The following is a 16,376-nucleotide window of genomic DNA, read 5'->3' as shown; positions in this document are numbered from 1 at the left end:
TGAACGCGACGGCATCAGTCGTAGATGACGTCCGCCCCATTGCGACGCAGCTCAGCCAGCCCGTCGCGCATCTGCTGGATCTGCTCGGGGGAGTGGCCGACCCAGTCGTCCAGCTCACCGACGATCCGGATCGGCTCGCGCGACCGGAACGACCGGGTCGGGTTGCCGGGCAGCTTCTTGTCGGTGACGTTGGGATCGTCCTCGATCTCGCCCAGCGGCTCGACCACGTAGATGCGCGGACGGTCGTCGCCGGGGGCCAGCTCGGCACCCCACGCGGCGGCATCGAGGGTCTCGGTCATGTAGACGTGGTTCATGATGCGGCCTGCCTCGTAATTGGAGGGGCGGCCGGGCACCAGGAGGTCGCCGACCTCGAGCTGGGCCCGGGTGCCGTGGAGCATGGCTCCGGACTCGTGGACCTCGAACGGGACGGGCGTGCGGGCGGCGGTCATGCAGGCGCTCCTTCGTCGGTGGATGCCGGCGGCGCGCGGCTCCGGCGGACGATTCTGGGGCTTGCCAGGGGGCTTGTGGCAAGCCCCCCACTGGGCTATACCTTGGAAAGGGACGAGGATCTGACCGTCCCGGCGCGCCGTCTCCGTTCACCCGACGTTCACGCTCATGCGCCATGCTGACCGGGTGCAGGCACCGGACGCGAGCTCTTCTGTTCATGTCGACCCCTCACCGCTGCTGCGGTCGGACGCTGCACCGGCCGTCCGCACCCTCGTCGACATCGTGCGCCAGACCGCCCTCGAGGTGCCCGACGCGCCGGCGCTCGACAACGGCTCGGCGGTGCTGACGTACGTCGAGTTCTGCGAGGCGGCCGAGACGTTCGCCGCCGAGCTGCACGAGCGCGGTGTCGGCCGCGGCGACAAGGTCGGCGTGCGCGTCGACTCCGGCACGCTCGACCTCTACGTCGCGATCGTGGGCATCCTCGTTGCGGGTGCCGCCTACGTGCCGGTCGACGTCGACGACCCCGACTCGAGGGCGCGCACGGTGTTCGAGGAGGCCGATGTCGCGGCCGTCGTCGGCAACGAGCTGGTGATCTCGGTCCGGCGTTCGGGCGGACAGGTGACCGACGACCAGGCACCCTCGCCGGCCGACGACGCCTGGGTCATCTTCACGTCGGGCTCGACCGGCAAGCCCAAGGGCGTCGCGGTGACGCACCGCTCGGCCGCCGCGTTCGTCGACGCCGAGGCGGCGCTGTTCCTGCAGGACGCCCCGCTGGGCCCCCGCGACCGGGTCATGGCGGGACTGTCGGTCGCGTTCGACGCCTCGTGCGAGGAGATGTGGCTGGCGTGGCGTCACGGGGCCTGTCTCGTGCCGGCACCGCGGTCGCTGGTCAAGAGCGGCAGCGACCTGGGGCCGTGGATGATCGCCAACGGCATCACGGTCGTGTCGACGGTCCCGACCCTGGTGTCGCTGTGGCCGGCGGGCGTGCTCGACGACGTCCGGCTGCTGATCGTCGGCGGCGAGGCGTGCCCGCCCGAGATCGGCGACCGACTGGCCGGACCCGACCGCGAGGTCTGGAACACGTACGGTCCGACCGAGGCGACGGTCGTCGCGTGCGCCGCCCGGCTGGCCCCGGGGGAGCCGGTGCGCATCGGCCTGCCGCTGGCCGGCTGGGACCTCGCGGTCGTCGACGCTTCGGGGATGCACGTCGCCGCGGGCGAGACCGGCGAGCTGATCATCGGCGGGGTGGGCCTGGCCCGCTACCTCGACCCCGTGAAGGACGCCGAGAAGTACGCTCCGATGCCGACGATCGGCTGGGATCGGGCCTATCGCAGCGGCGACCTGGTCGTGAACCACCCCGAGGGGCTCGTGTTCGGGGGGCGCGCCGACGAGCAGATCAAGATCGGCGGACGGCGCATCGAGCTCGGCGAGATCGACAACGCCCTCCTGGGGCTGCCCGGCGTCGTCGCCGCGGCCGCCGCGATCCGCACGACCGACGCCGGCAACAAGATCCTCGTCGGATACGTCGCGACCGACGAGACCTTCGACCAGTCGGCCTCGCTCGACATCCTGCGCCGGCAGATGCCCGAGGCGCTCGTGCCCCGGCTCGGCCGGCTCGACTCGATGCCCACGCGGACGTCGGGCAAGATCGACCGCGACGCCCTCCCGTGGCCGCTGCCGAGCATCGGGTCGACCGGAGCCGCCGCCGAGCTGACCGGCACCAGCGCCTGGCTCCGCGATCTGTGGCTCGGCCTGCTGGGCGCCGTCGTCACGAGTCCCGCCGACGACTTCTTCGTGCTCGGCGGAGGGAGCCTCAGTGCGGCCCAGCTGGTCGGGCGGCTGCGCGAGCAGTTCCCGGACGTCACGGTCGCCGACGTCTATGCAAACCCGTCCGTCGCCGGGCTGTCGGCGACGCTCGACGCGATGTCGACGGCGCAGGCACCGCGCAACGCGTCGGTGCGGCCGGTGCGTCTCGCGACACAGGTCGCCCAGGTGCTGCTGACGCTGCCGCTGCGCACCATCACGGGACTGCGCTGGCTCACCTGGACCGCAGCCGGCAGCCGTCTCGCCGCCGCGGCGCTCGACTGGACGTGGCTGCCGCAGGTGTCGTGGGCCTGGATCGTCGCCGGGCTGCTGCTGCTCGTCACCCCGCCCGGCCGCATGCTGCTCGCCGCGACGTCCGCGCGCGTCCTGCTGCGCGGTCTCGTGCCGGGCACCTACCCGCGCGGTGGGGGCGTGCACCTGCGCCTGTGGCTCGCCGAGCACATCGCCGACGAGCTGCGGGCCGGATCGCTCTCGGGGGCGTCCATGCTGGGTGCCTACGCGCGTGCCCTGGGCGCCGACGTCGCCCGCGACGTCGACCTGCACTCGCTGCCGCCGGTCACTGGCATGCTGACGGTCGCGTCGGGTGCCTCGGTCGAGCCCGAGGTCGACCTGACGGGCCACTGGCTCGACGGCGACACGCTCCACGTCGGTGCCGTGCGCATCGGGGCGGACGCCCGGATCGGCGTCCGCAGCCTGCTGGGTCCGGGCGCGCGCATCGGAGCCGGGGCCGAGATCGGGGCAGGATCGGCTGTCTTCGGCGAGGTGCCCGACGGCGAGTACTGGTCGGGCGCACCCGCGCGGCGCAACGGCCCGGCGCGGGGGCCGCAGACCAGCACGCGCGCCGACCGGCACGTGCGGTGGACGATCGCGTACGGCGTCGTCGCCCTCGTGCTGGCCAGCCTGCCCGCGCTGGCGGTCGTCGCCGGCGCGCTCGCCGTCGTCCCGCTGCTGGGTGGTATCGACGGCCCGGGCGACGCCGCCGTCCGTCTGACGGTGGTGGCACCCGCCGGTGTGGTCGTCGGCTACCTGGTGCTCGCGCTGCTGGTCGTCGCGGTGGTGCGCGTGCAGTCGGTGGGGCTCACGAGCGGAACCCACCCCGTGCACAGCCGCCCCGCCTGGCAGGCGTGGTCGGTCTTCAGGGTCATGGACGACGCCCGCACGTGGCTGTTCCCGCTCTACTCCAGCACGCTGACCCCGGCCTGGCTGAGGCTCCTGGGAGCGAGGATCGGCGACGGGGTCGAAGCCTCGACGGTGCTGATGCTGCCGTCGCTCACGTCCGTCAACGACGGTGCCTTCCTGGCCGACGACACGATGCTCGGCATGTACGAGCTGGGCGGCGGATGGCTGCGCGTCGAGCAGGTCAAGATCGGCCGGCACGCCTTCGTCGGCAACTCCGGCATGACGGCACCCGGCCGCAAGGTGCCGAAGGGAGGGCTCGTCGCCGTCCTGTCGGCAGCACCCCAGCGCGCCAAGGCCAAGGCCGGCACCTCGTGGCTCGGCAGCCCACCGCAGAAGCTGCGCCGCACGGCCGGCGACGCCGACGTGTCGCGCACCCACGAGCCGGCACGGCGGCTGCGCGTCGCCCGCGCCGTCATCGAGCTGGCGCGGGTCGTCCCGATGATCGTCGGCGGGCTCCTGGCGCTCGCCGCCGTGACGGGGCTCCTGCTGGTCGCCGACCGGCTCGGGTGGTGGCAGGCGGCGCTCCTGTCAGGTGCGGTCATGATCGCGGTGGGTGCCGTCGCGGCGGTCGTCACGGTGGCGGCCAAGTGGGCGCTGGTCGGACGCATCCGGGCCGGCGACCATCCGCTGTGGAGCTCGTTCGTGTGGCGCAACGAGCTGGCCGACGCCTTCGTCGAGCTGCTCGGTGCGCCGTGGGTGGCCCGCAGCGCGTCCGGCACGCCTGTGCTGACCCTGTGGCTCCGGATGCTCGGTGCCTCGATCGGCCGCGGGGTGTGGTGCGAGACGTACTGGCTGCCCGAGGCCGACCTCATCGAGCTGGGCGACGGCAGCACCGTCAACAGGGGCTGCGTGGTGCAGACGCACCTGTTCCATGATCGGATACTCAGCATGGACACCGTCACGCTGGAGAAGGGGTCGACCCTCGGGCCGCACGGGGTCATCCTCCCGGCCGCCACACTCGGCTCGCACGCGACGATCGGACCGGTGTCGCTGGTCATGCGGGGGGAGTCGGTGCCGCGCAAGACGCGATGGATCGGCAACCCCATCGGCCCGTGGGCCGAGGACGACTTCGCCTCGTGAAGTCGAGTGCTGCGACGGACCCCACGACCGACCCGTACGTCCCGGGTCACGGCGACCATTCGTTCGAGGTCGACCACTACGCGCTCGAGCTGAGCTACAGCGTCGAGTCCAACAGCCTCACGGGGCGCGCCGTCATCACCGCGACGGCGCTGACCGATCTCGACCGTTTCGAGCTCGATCTCTACCACCTGCGGGTCTCGAAGGTCACGGTCGACGGCGCGGCACCGACCAAGTACTCGCACCGCAAGAGCCGACTCGTCGTCCGTCCGCGAGCCGCGATCGGCGAGGGGCAGAGCTTCACGGTCGTCGTGGCGTACGCCGGTTCGCCGCGTCCCATGCCGGGGCTCGACGGCGACGCCGGCTGGGAGGAGCTCGCCGACGGGGTCATCGTGGCGTCGCAGCCGCACGGAGCGCCATCGTGGTTCCCGTGCAACGACCGTCCGTCCAACAAGGCGACGTACGAGATCGAGACCACGGTGCCCGCCGGCTACGTCGTCGTGGCCAACGGCGAGCTCGAGAGCCAGCGACGTCGGGCCGGGGGGACGGTGTGGAAGCACGTCGAGAGCGCCCCCATGGCGACCTACCTCGCGACGGTGCAGATCGGCCGCTACGAGTCGGTCGAGGCGGGCGGGGCGGTGCCGATCCGCACGGTCTTCCCGGCGGGCACCCGCGATCGCAGCGTCGAGTCCTTCGCCCGTCAGCCCGACATGATGGAGCTGTTCGTGCGGTCGTTCGGCGACTACCCGTTCGCGTCGTACACCGCGGTCATCACCGAGGACGAGCTCGAGATCCCCTTGGAGGCACAGGGTCTCTCGGTGTTCGGGTCGAACTTCACGACGGACGAGTGGGAGCACCAGCGACTCATCGCCCACGAGCTGGCCCACCAGTGGTTCGGCAACAGCCTCACGCTCACGCACTGGCGCGACATCTGGCTGCACGAGGGATTCGCCTGCTACGCCGAGTGGCTGTGGTCGGAGGAGTCGGGCGGGCCGAGCGCCGACGATCGGGCCGAGGAGCAGTGGCAGCGGCTCGAGCAGCTGCCGCAGGATCTCGTCCTGGGCGATCCCGGCCCCGATCTGATGTTCGACGACCGGGTCTACAAGCGCGGGGCGCTGCTGCTCCACGCGCTGCGTCTGACCGTGGGCGACGACGCGTTTTTCGCGCTGCTGCGCACGTGGACGACCCGTTACGCGACGGGATCGGTCGTGACCGAGGAGTTCGTGGCGGTCGCGGCCGAGCTGTGCGGTGCCGCAGTGGGCCAGCTGTTCGACGCGTGGCTGCGAGACACCGCCCTGCCGGAGCTGCCTAGCCTTCCGTGACGCTGAGCACCGGCGACGGCCCGTTCGTCAGGATCGTGACGGCTGCGACGAAGCCGTCGGGGGCGTCGAGGTCGATCGTGTGGCGGGACTCGTCGATCTCTGCCGGGTCGATCGTCAGCCCGTGGCCGGTCGCCTTGACCAGCGACTCCGTCCGCACCCACTCGACCAGCTCGCTGGAGGTGGTGCCGGCACGCGGGCACGCCTCCACGTCGACGCCGATCGGCCCGCTGCGGGTGATGGCGACGACGGTGCGTCCGCCCGACCGGCTCAGGCTGACGAACACCGGCGACCTTCCGGCCGGTACGACCACCTCCGGCTTGCCGTGCCGATCGCTGCCGCACGACCGGCACATCCGCGCCAGGCGTGCGTCGTCCACGCCCGATGCGGCCCTCACGAGCTGCAGGACGACCGAGGCCTCCGCGTCGTCGTCGGGCAGCCACGTGACGTGCACGCGGAGGCGCTCGTCGTCGGTCACGAGGACGGTCTATCACAGCGGCCGGCGCGAGACCCCGGCGTCCATGTCCGATACCCGCCAGTGGCTGTCGGTGCGCCGGGTCATGATGGAGGCATGTTCTCCGACCACGAGCGGTGCTTCCGGGCCGTGCAGGCCCGCGATGCGCGCTTCGACGGGGTGTTCTACACGGCGGTCAGGACGACCGGCATCTACTGTCGTCCCTCGTGCCCGGCCGTCACGCCCAAGCCGGGCAATGTCACCTTCCACGCCACGGCGGCTTCCGCGCAGGAGGCCGGGTACAGGGCCTGCCGCCGGTGCCGGCCCGACACGACGCCCGGCTCGCCGGAGTGGAACGTGCGTGCCGACGCCGTGGGCCGCGCGATGCGACTCATCGGCGACGGCGTCGTCGAGCGCGAGGGCGTCGACGGCCTCGCCGGTCGGCTGGGCTACAGCGCCCGGCACGTGACACGCATGCTCACCGACGAGCTGGGTGCCGGCCCCCTGGCGCTGGCGCGCAGCAATCGCGCGCACGCCGCACGCGTACTGATCGAGACCACCGACATGCCGATGTCCGACATCACCTTCGCCGCGGGGTTCGCCTCGATTCGGCAGTTCAACGACTCGGTGCGGCAGACCTACGCGCTGACACCGACGCAGATGCGCGGACGTCGACGCGGCACGCCGACCGGGCGCGTCACGGTGCGCCTGGCGGTGAGGCAGCCGTTCCACGCCACCGCACTGCTCGACTTCCTCGCCGCGCACATCCTGCCGGGAGTCGAGACGGTCGACGTCACGACGTACGCCCGCGTGCTGCGGCTGCCGCACGGTCTCGGTGTCATGGCGCTGACGCTGCACGACGACCACGTCGACTGCGAGCTCGAGCTGGCCGATCTGCGTGACACCGCCGTCGCGATCGGCCGGGCCAGGCGCATGCTCGACCTCGACGCCGATCCCGTCGCGATCGACACCGTTCTCGCTGCCGATCCGGTGCTGCACGACCTCGTCGCCGCCGCCCCGGGCCTGCGGGTCCCGTCCCACGTCGACGGCTTCGAGGTCGCGGTGCGCACGATCGTCGGGCAGCAGGTCTCGGTCGCCGGGGCCAACACCGTCCTCGGCCGACACGTCCCGACCCGGGGCACCCCCGTCGACTTCGCGCTCGCGGCGTCGTTCGGGCTCACGCACGCCTTCCCGACACCCGAGGCCTTCGCCGGTGCCGACCACACCGACATGGGCATGCCCCACGCGCGGGCCCGCACGATCGTCGACCTCGCCCGTGCCGTCGCCACGGGTGAGCTCGAGCTCGACGCCGGTGGCGACCGCGACGCCGTCCGGCAGCAGCTGCTCGCGATGCGGGGCATCGGCCCGTGGACCGCCGACTATGTCGTGATGCGCGCGCTCGCCCATCCCGACGTCCTTCTCACGACCGATCTCGTGCTCCGGCGCGAGCTCGACCGACGCGGCATCAGGGCCGCCGACACCGAACGGTGGCGGCCGTGGCGCTCGTACGCCGGCATGCACCTGTGGCGTGCCACCTCCGCCTTCGAAAGGACCCCGTCATGACCACTCGATGGATCGACTCACCCATCGGCGGACTGCGCATCCACAGCTCTGCGGGCCTCGTCACCGCGATCGGCTTCGACGCCTCGGAGCCCCGCGGCACCCGGACGTCCGATCCGGTGCTCGACCGGGCCGAGCAGCAGCTCACGGAGTACTTCGCCGGCGAGCGCACTGACTTCGACCTGCCGCTGGCCAGCGACGGCACGGAGTTCCAGAGCAAGGTGTGGGCCGAGCTGCAGCGCATCCCGTACGGCGAGACGGCCAGCTACGGCGACATCGCTCGGCGGCTCGGCTACGAGCCCGGCATCTCGCGGGCCGTCGGCGCGGCCAACGGTGCCAACCCCATCCCGGTCGTCGTGCCGTGCCACCGCGTCATCGGGGCCGACGGATCGCTGACGGGCTACGCGGGCGGGCTCGAGCGCAAGAAGATCCTGCTCGACCTGGAGCGTCCCGGACTGTTCTGATCCGCCGTTGCCTTCGATGTTCGGGTGGCGTTCACGGCGATCCGCCATGATGCTGTCACCGGCACACCACACGGAGGACACGATGGCCGACATCCAGTCGCACCCCGGCTCGTCCAGCAAGGTCGACAGGCGGCTCGCCGCCGCGACCCAGACGATCGACGAGCTGACCGCCCAGGTCACGGCGCTGCGCGCCCGGGTCGAGATGCTGGAGGGGCAGGTCGACACGTGGAAGAAGCGTGCGGCCAAGCACAAGTCGCGGGTCAAAAAGCTCAAGGAGGGCACCGGACGCGCCATCGCCGACGCCACCGAGGCCGCCAAGAAGCGTGCCCAGGTCAAGGCCGAGAAGAAGGTCCGTCAGGCCATCGCCGACCACGCCGTCGACGACCACCCGCGAGCCGAGCCGATGGCTCTCAAGGACGCGCCCGCACTGCCCGAGGCCTCGTGGAACGTCACCCGCCTGCGTGCCGCGGCCCGTGAGCAGGGTGTGCCGCGCTACTCGCGCATGAGCAAGGAACAGCTGCTCGACGCGCTGATCTGACCGTTCTGTTCATCTTGGAGTGGCACCATCTGCTCCTACCGTCCCCACCTGAGGAGCCCCATGGCCACCAAGACCACGACCACGGCGAAGATCAAGCCGCCCAAGAAGCCGAAGGCGGCCAAGCCCGCGAAGGCTCCCAAGGCCAAGGCCGCCAAGGCCGCCAAGCCCGCGAAGGCCAAGAAGTCGGCCGACGCCGTCGAGCTGGCCGTCGCCCGCGACACGATCGCGACGCTGAAGGCCACGGTCGCCAAGCTCGAGAAGAACGTCGACAAGCTCGAGAAGAAGGCCGCCGAGCTCAAGGCCGAGGCCAAGGAGCTGCGCGCCACGGCCGCCTCCTCGGTCAAGAAGGCCAAGAAGGCCCGCACCGACGGCACCGCCAAGGTCAAGAAGGCCGTCGCCTCGGTCGTCCACCCCGACGCCGCGCCGACCGCCTCGGAGACCCCGGCTGCGCCGATCGAGGTCACGCCCGAGCCCGAGGTCGTCGTGGAGTCCGCGCCGGCGCACTCGACGTCCGCCGAGGTCGTCGCCGTCGACGGCCCGGCCGGCATGACGGTCGCCCAGCTGCGCGCCGCCGCCCGTCAGCAGGGCGTGCCCGGCTACTCGCGCATGCGCAAGGAGCAGCTCGTCGCTGCCCTGTCCTGATGTGGCCTGCCTGATCCGGCACGCCTGATCAGACACGCCTGACGTGGGTCGAGCCGTCGCCTGTGGACGACGGTTCGACCCACGAGTCCGATGCGGGCAGGGTCGGACCATGACCGACGAGACCCCGCCTCCGCTGTTGCCACCCCACCTGATGCCGCCCGTGCGGTCGGTGTCCGACCTCGACCGCTTCTGGCGATCGCTCAAGGGGCCGTGGGGCTTCTCGCAGCCGCAGCTGTGGTGCGTCGTCCTCGGACCTCTGGGGGAGTGGACGTCGATCTTCCTGAAGATCGAGCAGTGTCCCGACGAGCCCGACGTCACCGTCGTCGAGCGGCTGTTCGCGGTCATCACCGATGTCGTCGACGACCACGTCCCGGGCGGATCGATGGCGCTGATGTTCGCCCGACCCGGTGACGACGAGCTCAGCGAGGTCGACCGCAGGTGGGCACGTCAGCTCACGAGCGCGGGCCACGCCTCGCGCATCGACACGTGGCCCGTGTTCCTGGCCAACGACCAGCGCGCCCGCATCGCCGCGCCCGACGACCTCGCGGCCTGACGGCGGACACGTGCCGTCAGGACGAGCGGCGCAGGCTCTGCGACAGGCGCTCGGCGGCGGCGACCACGGCGGGGGCGTGCATGCGTCCGGGCTGACGGGTCAGGCGCTCGAGGGGGCCCGACACCGACACCGCCGCCACGACCTTGCCTGAGGGGGAGCGCACCGGGGCGGACACCGAGCCCACGCCGTTCTCACGCTCGCCGACGCTCTGGGCCCAGCCGCGACGGCGCACGGCCGACAGCTCGGCGGCCGAGAAGGTGGCCTTGAGCAGCCCCTTGTTCATCCGCTCGGGGTCTTCCCACGACAGCAGGATCTGGGCGGCGGAGCCGGCGGCCATGGTCAGCTGCCCGCCGACGGGGATCGAGTCGCGCAGGCCGGTCGGACGATCGGCAGCCGCGACGCACACCCTGAAGTCGCCCTGTCGGCGGAACAGCTGTGCGGACTCGCCGGTGATGTCGCGCAGACGTGCCAGCACGGGGCCGGCGGCGGCCAGCAGGCGGTCCTCGCCGGCAGCCGCGGCGAGCTCGCCGAGGCGCGGTCCGAGGATGAAGCGTCCTTGCATGTCGCGGGCGACGAGCCGATGATGCTCGAGTGCGACCGCGAGGCGGTGAGCCGTCGGACGGGCCAGGCCCGTGCTGGCGACCAGACCGGCCAGTGTCGCCGGTCCGGGTTCGAGCGCTGCCAGCACCATTGCGGCTTTGTCGAGAACCCCGACTCCGCTAGAGTTGTCCATGACTTGATACTGCCGTATCGCATTGTGAGACGCAAGTGCCTGCAACCACGGGGCCACGCAGGAGAACGAGGAGAGCATCATGGGCAAGACGCTTGCCGAGAAGGTCTGGGACGAGCACATCGTCCGGAGCCACGAGGGTGAACCGGATCTTCTCTACATCGACCTCCACCTCATCCACGAGGTCACGAGCCCCCAGGCGTTCGACGGCCTCCGGCTCGCTGGCCGACCGGTCAGGCGTCCCGACCTCACGATCGCGACCGAGGACCACAACATCCCGACGACCGATCTCGACAAGCCGATCGCCGATCTCGTGTCTCGCACGCAGGTCGAGACGCTGCGCCGCAACTGCGAGGAGTTCGGCGTCCGCCTGCACCCCATGGGCGACATCGACCAAGGCATCGTGCACGTCGTCGGCCCGCAGCTCGGCCTGACACAGCCCGGCATGACGATCGTGTGCGGCGACTCGCACACCGCCACGCACGGTGCCTTCGGCTCGATCGCCTTCGGCATCGGCACGTCCGAGGTCGAGCACGTGCTCGCGACGCAGTCGCTGTCGCAGGCGCGGCCCAAGATGATGGCCGTCGAGGTCGTCGGAGACCTGCCCGCCGGCTCGACCGCCAAGGACCTCATCCTCGCCCTCATCACGCAGGAGACCACGGGCGGCGGCCAGGGCTACATCGTGGAGTACCGCGGCGACGCGATCCGGGCGCTCTCGATGGAGGCCCGCATGACGATCTGCAACATGTCGATCGAGTGGGGCGCCAAGGCCGGTCTCATCGCGCCCGACCAGGTCACCTACGACTACCTCAAGGGTCGCCCGTCCGCGCCGACCGGTGCCGACTGGGATGCCGCGGTGGCCCACTGGGACAGCCTCGTCACCGACGACGACGCCGAGTTCGACAAGGTCATCACGATCGACGCGTCGACCATCACGCCGTTCGTCACGTGGGGCACCAACCCCGGACAGGGCGTGCCGCTGTCGGGCAACGTCCCCGACCCGGCCTCGTTCGAGGACGACAACGAGCGCATCGCCGCCGAGAACGCCCTGACCTACATGGGCCTGACCGCCGGCACCCCGATGAAGGACATCAAGGTCGACACGGTCTTCATCGGCTCGTGCACCAACGGACGCATCGAGGACCTGCGCGTCGCCGCCTCGCTGATGAAGGGCCACAAGGTCGCCGACGACACCCGCATCCTGGTCGTCCCCGGCTCGGTGCGCGTGCGCCTGCAGGCCGAGCAGGAGGGTCTCGACGTCATCTTCAAGGACGCCGGCGCCGAGTGGCGCGGGGCCGGCTGCTCGATGTGCCTCGGCATGAACCCAGACCAGCTGATGGTCGGCGAGCGGGCCGCGTCGACGTCCAACCGCAACTTTGAGGGACGCCAGGGCAAGGGCGGTCGCACGCACCTCGTGTCGCCCGACGTCGCGGTCGCGACCGGCATCCTCGGTCACCTGGCCGGCCCAGCCGACCTCGCCCAGCTCGAGAGGGCAGGAGCCTGATCATGGCGCAAAGGCTGCGGCGAGCTCGCCTGCACGTAGATGGCTCAACAATCGCGACGACTTCCGTCGCCCTGATGGAGAGGCGCTGAGCATGGAGAAGTTCTCAGTACACAGAGGCGTCGCCGTGCCGCTGCGTCGCAGCAACGTCGACACCGACCAGATCATCCCCGCGCACTGGCTCAAGAAGGTCACGCGCGACGGCTTCGAGGACGGCCTGTTCGAGGCGTGGCGCAAGGATCCCGAGTTCGTCCTCAACCGTCCGGTCTACGCCGACGCGACGGTGCTGGTGGCCGGTCCCGACTTCGGCACCGGTTCGTCGCGCGAGCACGCCGTGTGGGCGCTGCAGAACTTCGGCTTCAAGGTCGTCATCTCGCCGCGCTTCGCCGACATCTTCCGCGGCAACTCGGGCAAGTCCGGGCTGCTCGCGGCGCAGGTCGACGACAAGGTCGTCCAGCGCCTGTGGGATCACCTCGATGCCAACCCGGGTGCCACGGTCTCGCTCGACCTCGTCAACCGCACGGTGCGTGCCGGCGATGGCGTCGACGCGATCGAGGACTCGTTCACGATCGACGACTACACGCGCTGGCGGCTGCTCGAGGGCCTCGACGACGTCGGCATCACCCTCAGCCACGAAGCGGACATCGCGACCTACGAGGCCGCCCGCCCGTCCTACAAGCCCGTCACCCTCTGACCCCACCTCGCGAGTCACTGGGTCACCGGTCGCGAGTCACTGCGTCACCGGTCGCGAGTCACTGGGTCACCGGTCGCGAGTCGCTGCGTGCCGTGACGTGGTCATCGAGTGACTCGCCGACGGTAAACGGATGACTCGCCGGCGGTACGGCAGTGACTCGCGAGCGTCAGCGCCAGAGGGCGATCGAGGTGACGGTGGGGGGCTCGGCGTCGCGGACGAGGTCGACGAAGACGCGTTGGCCCACACGCAGGTGGCGGACGTGGTCGGCCAGCGACGAGGCGGCGAAGTCGAGCCGCACGCCGTCGTCGGTCAGCACGTGACCTGACCGCGTGCCCAGGTCGAAGCTCGCGACGGTGCCCTGCATGGGCATCACCCTAGTCGCGCCCCGCACGGATTAGGCTCGCTGCCATGGAGCGACGCCACTTCCCGCGGACCCTGCGCCTGATCGTGCTCTTCCTGCGCCCCCTGCTGATGCTGGTCACCAAGCGCGACTGGCAGGGCCAGGAGCGTCTGCCGTCCGGCGGATACGTCCTAGCGCCCAACCACATCTCGCACCTCGACCCCTTCCTGATCTCGCACTTCATGGTCGACCAGGGCATCCCGCCGCGCTTCCTGGCCAAGGACACGCTGATGAGCCTGCCGGTCGCGGGCCGCATCCTGCGCGGTGCCGAACAGATCCCGGTCTACCGCAGCACGAGCGGGGCAGCCGAGTCGCTGCGGGCAGCGATCGCCGCGGTCGAGGAGGGCAGCGTCGTCACGATCTACCCCGAGGGCACCATCACCCGCGATCCCGCCGCCTGGCCCATGACGGGACGCACCGGAGCCGTGCGGGTCGCCCTCGCGACGGGTCGCCCGCTCGTGCCGGTGATGCAGTGGGGCCCGCAGGACGTCCTGTGGCCGTACAGCAAGAAGCTGAGGCTGTTCCCGCGCAAGACCATCCACGTGAGGGTCGGTGAGCCGATCGACCTGTCCGACCTGGACGGTCGCGAGCTCACCGAGGAGCTGCTCGACACGGCGACCAACCGGCTGATGGACGCGCTGACTGCGATGATGTCCCAGGTGCGGGGCGAGCTGCCGACGACACCGCGCATCGACGTCCACACCCTCGGCAGGCCGAGGACCAACTACCGGCCCTGAGGCCACCAGCACGGCACACACAGCACGTACACGAGCAGGGCTGACAGAGGGGAAGTCGCACATGGCGCAGATCACCGTGATGGGTGCGGGGTCGTGGGGGACGGCGTTCGCGCTGGTGCTGGCCGACGCCGGCAACGAGGTGCGTCTGTGGGGACGTCGACCCGAGCTGTGCGACACGATCAACCGGACGCACGAGAACGCCGAGTACCTCCCCGGCATCGAGCTGCCGCCGGCGATCTCGGCGACGTCCGACCCCGCCGATGCCCTCGCGGGTGCCGAGGTCGTGGTGCTCGCGGTGCCCTCGCAGCAGCTGCGAACCAACCTCGAGTCGTGGGGCGCGCACATCCCGTCCGACGCCGTCATGGTGAGCCTCATGAAGGGCATCGAGCTCGGCACCCACCTGCGCATGAGCGAGGTCATCGCCGAGATGACCGGTGCAGCACCCGATCGCATCGCGGTGGTCTCGGGGCCCAACCTGGCCCGCGAGATCGCGAACCGCGAGCCCGCGGCCAGTGTCGTGGCCTGTGAAGACCAGGCCGTCGCCGAGCGTCTGCAGAAGCTGTGCCACTCGCCGGCGTTCCGTCCCTACTCGATGACGGACGTCATCGGCTGCGAGCTGGCGGGCACGGCCAAGAACATCATCGGCCTCGCGGTCGGTGTCTGCGTCGGGCTGGGCTTCGGCGACAACACCAAGGCGTCGGTGATCACGCGTGGCCTGGCCGAGACCGCCCGTCTGGGTGCCGCGATCGGTGCCGACCCGGTGACGTTCATGGGCTTGGCCGGCATGGGCGATCTCGTCGCGACGTGCTCGTCGCCGCTGTCGCGCAACCGGACGTTCGGCGAGAAGCTCGGCGAGGGCATGACGGTCGAGGAGGTCACGGCGCAGACGCGTCAGGTCGCCGAGGGGGTCAAGTCGTGCCGCTCGGTCAGCGAGCTGGCCAAGCTCAACGGTGTCGAGATGCCGATCGTCGAGCACGTCGCGGCGCTGATCGCCGGCGAGATGAGTCCCGACGAGCTCGTGCAGCGGCTCATCTCACGGACGGCCAAGCCCGAGACCGTCTGACGTCCCGCCGCAGCTCGGTTGTCGAGTGGCGCAAACCGGGTCGCGAGTGGCGCAGATCTGCGGAACACGCCGTCCCGAATTCGCGAAACTGCGCCACTCGCGGAACCGCGGGGGGCGGGGGGTCAGCTGACGGCGGCGAGGACGTTCTGGATGTCGATCCAGAGATCCTCGACGTCCTCGATGCCGACCGACAGCCGGATCAGGCCCTCGGGGACGGACTCGGGCTCACCGGGGTGACGGCGGCGACGCTCCCACGTCGACTCGACGCCGCCGAGGCTCGTCGCGTACGTGATGACGTCGCTCTGCTCGGTCATCTTCTGCGCGGCTGCGGGTCCGGCAGCCACCTCGAACGCGATGATCGTCCCGAAGCCGGGGTAGCGGCTGTACGTGACGTGGCGGGACGCCGACAGCCGGCGGTGCAGCTCGACGGCATTGGCCTCGGCGCGGTCGAGACGCACGTGCAGGGTGCGCATGCCGCGGACGGCGAGCCACGTCTCCATCGCGCCGGGGATGGCACCGAGGACGGTGCGCCGCTTCTCGAGCGCGGCGAACGCCCGGTCGTCGTCGGTCACGATCGCGCCGAGGATGACGTCGCTGTGCCCCGACAGCAGCTTGGACGCCGAGTGCACGACGAAGTCGGCCCCGAGCTCGAGCGGCTTCTGGCGCAGGGGAGTGGCGAAGGTGTTGTCGACCGCGACGGCGGCGCCCGCCTGCGTCGCGGCGCGCGCGATCGCGGCGATGTCGGCGATCTCGAGCGCCGGGTTGGTCGGCGACTCGATCCAGACCAGCGCGGCACCCTGGCAGGCTGTGATGACCTGCTCGGTGTCGTCGATGTCGACGAGCCTCAGCTCGACCTGCCCGCGGCGGTCGCGCTCGACGAGCTGGGCGATCGTGCCGTAGTAGGCGTGCCGTGGCGCGACGACGGCCGCGCCGATCGGCACGAGGTCGAACAGGGCTGCGGACGCGGCGACGCCCGACGAGAAGGCCAGCGCCCGACCGCCCTCGAGGGCGCCCAGGACGGCCTCGAAGGAGTCCCAGGTGGGATTGCCCTGGCGCCCGTACTCCGAGCCGCCGCCCGGCACGAGTGCGCTGGCGAGCGTGATCGGTGCGTTGAGCGGCCCCCCCGGGACGCGGTCCGGACGCCCGGCACCGACCGCGATGGTCGAGGGCGACAGTTCGTGTCCATGCATCCGA

The 16,376-nt window shown here is 71.1% G+C and carries 16 protein-coding genes; 11 read left to right on the top strand and 5 right to left on the bottom strand.

All coding sequences use genetic code 11. From position 1 onward, the window contains the following. Nucleotides 1–14: 14 nt before the first annotated feature. Nucleotides 15–449 (bottom strand): NAD(+)--rifampin ADP-ribosyltransferase, encoded by a 435-nt coding sequence (arr, locus tag JOF40_RS18405; RefSeq protein ID WP_129182561.1) that lies wholly within the window; start codon nt 447–449, stop codon nt 15–17. 166 nt (nt 450–615) lie between these two features. On the opposite strand from arr, the gene JOF40_RS18400 reads away from it, so the two are divergent. Further along, on the top strand, nt 616–4,530 hold the full coding sequence (locus JOF40_RS18400) for a Pls/PosA family non-ribosomal peptide synthetase (RefSeq protein ID WP_129182559.1): 3,915 nt from the start codon (nt 616–618) through the stop codon (nt 4,528–4,530). Next, entirely contained in the window at nt 4,527–5,849 is a 1,323-nt protein-coding gene (locus JOF40_RS18395; protein WP_246152829.1) for a M1 family metallopeptidase, read from the top strand. The genes JOF40_RS18400 and JOF40_RS18395 overlap by 4 nt, the downstream gene beginning before the upstream one ends. Here the strand turns inward: JOF40_RS18395 and JOF40_RS18390 are convergent. Next, on the bottom strand, nt 5,836–6,324 hold the full coding sequence (locus tag JOF40_RS18390) for a 4'-phosphopantetheinyl transferase family protein (protein WP_129182555.1): 489 nt from the start codon (nt 6,322–6,324) through the stop codon (nt 5,836–5,838). The genes JOF40_RS18395 and JOF40_RS18390 overlap by 14 nt on opposite strands. Before the next feature lie 93 nt (nt 6,325–6,417). On the opposite strand from JOF40_RS18390, the gene JOF40_RS18385 reads away from it, so the two are divergent. From JOF40_RS18385 to JOF40_RS18365, 5 genes are all read left to right on the top strand, one after another. After that, entirely contained in the window at nt 6,418–7,863 is a 1,446-nt protein-coding gene (locus JOF40_RS18385; RefSeq protein ID WP_129182553.1) for an AlkA N-terminal domain-containing protein, read from the top strand. Then, entirely contained in the window at nt 7,860–8,324 is a 465-nt protein-coding gene (locus JOF40_RS18380; RefSeq protein WP_129182551.1) for a methylated-DNA--[protein]-cysteine S-methyltransferase, read from the top strand. The genes JOF40_RS18385 and JOF40_RS18380 overlap by 4 nt, the downstream gene beginning before the upstream one ends. Nucleotides 8,325–8,406: 82 nt before the next feature. Next, nucleotides 8,407–8,862 carry a hypothetical protein gene (locus tag JOF40_RS18375; protein WP_129182549.1) on the top strand — a complete coding sequence of 152 codons (456 nt, stop codon included), beginning with the start codon at nt 8,407–8,409 and terminating at the stop codon, nt 8,860–8,862. A 60-nt stretch (nt 8,863–8,922) separates the two neighbouring features. Further along, nucleotides 8,923–9,504, top strand: coding sequence for a Rho termination factor N-terminal domain-containing protein (locus tag JOF40_RS18370; protein ID WP_129182547.1), 582 nt, complete (start codon nt 8,923–8,925; stop codon nt 9,502–9,504). A gap of 109 nt (nt 9,505–9,613) precedes the next feature. After that, nucleotides 9,614–10,057, top strand: a complete 444-nt coding sequence (locus JOF40_RS18365) for a hypothetical protein (RefSeq protein ID WP_129182545.1) — start codon at nt 9,614–9,616, stop codon at nt 10,055–10,057. Nucleotides 10,058–10,073: 16 nt separating this feature from the next. Here JOF40_RS18365 and JOF40_RS18360 read toward each other — a convergent pair whose 3' ends face one another. Beyond that, nucleotides 10,074–10,790 (bottom strand): IclR family transcriptional regulator, encoded by a 717-nt coding sequence (locus JOF40_RS18360; protein ID WP_056607493.1) that lies wholly within the window; start codon nt 10,788–10,790, stop codon nt 10,074–10,076. A gap of 79 nt (nt 10,791–10,869) precedes the next feature. On the opposite strand from JOF40_RS18360, the gene leuC reads away from it, so the two are divergent. Both leuC and leuD read left to right on the top strand, forming a co-directional pair. Beyond that, nucleotides 10,870–12,291, top strand: a complete 1,422-nt coding sequence (gene leuC, locus JOF40_RS18355; RefSeq protein ID WP_129182543.1) for a 3-isopropylmalate dehydratase large subunit — start codon at nt 10,870–10,872, stop codon at nt 12,289–12,291. A gap of 91 nt (nt 12,292–12,382) precedes the next feature. After that, the gene (gene leuD, locus JOF40_RS18350) at nt 12,383–12,982 is read left to right on the top strand and encodes a 3-isopropylmalate dehydratase small subunit (protein ID WP_129182541.1); all 600 of its coding nucleotides are present in this window, start codon (nt 12,383–12,385) and stop codon (nt 12,980–12,982) included. A gap of 166 nt (nt 12,983–13,148) precedes the next feature. On the opposite strand, the gene JOF40_RS18345 is transcribed toward leuD, so the two are convergent. Next, nucleotides 13,149–13,346, bottom strand: a complete 198-nt coding sequence (locus tag JOF40_RS18345; protein WP_129182539.1) for a cold-shock protein — start codon at nt 13,344–13,346, stop codon at nt 13,149–13,151. Between the two features lie 44 nt (nt 13,347–13,390). Between JOF40_RS18345 and JOF40_RS18340 the strand changes: the two genes are divergently transcribed. Next, the gene (locus JOF40_RS18340; RefSeq protein WP_129182537.1) at nt 13,391–14,119 is read left to right on the top strand and encodes a lysophospholipid acyltransferase family protein; all 729 of its coding nucleotides are present in this window, start codon (nt 13,391–13,393) and stop codon (nt 14,117–14,119) included. 61 nt (nt 14,120–14,180) lie between these two features. Next, nucleotides 14,181–15,182, top strand: coding sequence for an NAD(P)H-dependent glycerol-3-phosphate dehydrogenase (locus JOF40_RS18335; protein WP_129182535.1), 1,002 nt, complete (start codon nt 14,181–14,183; stop codon nt 15,180–15,182). A 122-nt stretch (nt 15,183–15,304) separates the two neighbouring features. Here JOF40_RS18335 and JOF40_RS18330 read toward each other — a convergent pair whose 3' ends face one another. Continuing rightward, nucleotides 15,305–16,372: a trans-sulfuration enzyme family protein gene (locus tag JOF40_RS18330; RefSeq protein WP_129182533.1), complete on the bottom strand. Its 1,068-nt coding sequence runs from the start codon at nt 16,370–16,372 to the stop codon at nt 15,305–15,307. Between the last annotated feature and the right edge of the window lie 4 nt (nt 16,373–16,376).

The sequence above is a fragment of the Aeromicrobium fastidiosum genome, assembly GCF_017876595.1.
In the GTDB taxonomy this organism is placed as follows: domain Bacteria; phylum Actinomycetota; class Actinomycetes; order Propionibacteriales; family Nocardioidaceae; genus Aeromicrobium; species Aeromicrobium fastidiosum.
The sequence above is the reverse complement of the archived record's forward strand: the minus strand, read 5'-3'. Positions and strand labels throughout refer to the sequence as shown.

Bases quoted from the DNA above. Each gene is read 5' to 3' on its own strand.
- JOF40_RS18340 (WP_129182537.1), top strand. From the start codon at position 13,391: ATGGAGCGACGCCACTTCCCGCGGACCCTGCGCCTGATCGTGCTCTTC.
- JOF40_RS18380 (WP_129182551.1), top strand. From the start codon at position 7,860: ATGACCACTCGATGGATCGACTCACCCATCGGCGGACTGCGCATCCAC.
- leuD (WP_129182541.1), top strand. From the start codon at position 12,383: ATGGAGAAGTTCTCAGTACACAGAGGCGTCGCCGTGCCGCTGCGTCGC.
- JOF40_RS18370 (WP_129182547.1), top strand. From the start codon at position 8,923: ATGGCCACCAAGACCACGACCACGGCGAAGATCAAGCCGCCCAAGAAG.
- JOF40_RS18330 (WP_129182533.1), bottom strand. From the start codon at position 16,372: ATGCATGGACACGAACTGTCGCCCTCGACCATCGCGGTCGGTGCCGGG.
- JOF40_RS18335 (WP_129182535.1), top strand. From the start codon at position 14,181: ATGGCGCAGATCACCGTGATGGGTGCGGGGTCGTGGGGGACGGCGTTC.
- JOF40_RS18365 (WP_129182545.1), top strand. From the start codon at position 9,614: ATGACCGACGAGACCCCGCCTCCGCTGTTGCCACCCCACCTGATGCCG.
- JOF40_RS18360 (WP_056607493.1), bottom strand. From the start codon at position 10,790: ATGGACAACTCTAGCGGAGTCGGGGTTCTCGACAAAGCCGCAATGGTG.
- JOF40_RS18400 (WP_129182559.1), top strand. From the start codon at position 616: ATGCGCCATGCTGACCGGGTGCAGGCACCGGACGCGAGCTCTTCTGTT.
- JOF40_RS18345 (WP_129182539.1), bottom strand. From the start codon at position 13,346: ATGCAGGGCACCGTCGCGAGCTTCGACCTGGGCACGCGGTCAGGTCAC.
- JOF40_RS18375 (WP_129182549.1), top strand. From the start codon at position 8,407: ATGGCCGACATCCAGTCGCACCCCGGCTCGTCCAGCAAGGTCGACAGG.
- JOF40_RS18385 (WP_129182553.1), top strand. From the start codon at position 6,418: ATGTTCTCCGACCACGAGCGGTGCTTCCGGGCCGTGCAGGCCCGCGAT.
- arr (WP_129182561.1), bottom strand. From the start codon at position 449: ATGACCGCCGCCCGCACGCCCGTCCCGTTCGAGGTCCACGAGTCCGGA.
- leuC (WP_129182543.1), top strand. From the start codon at position 10,870: ATGGGCAAGACGCTTGCCGAGAAGGTCTGGGACGAGCACATCGTCCGG.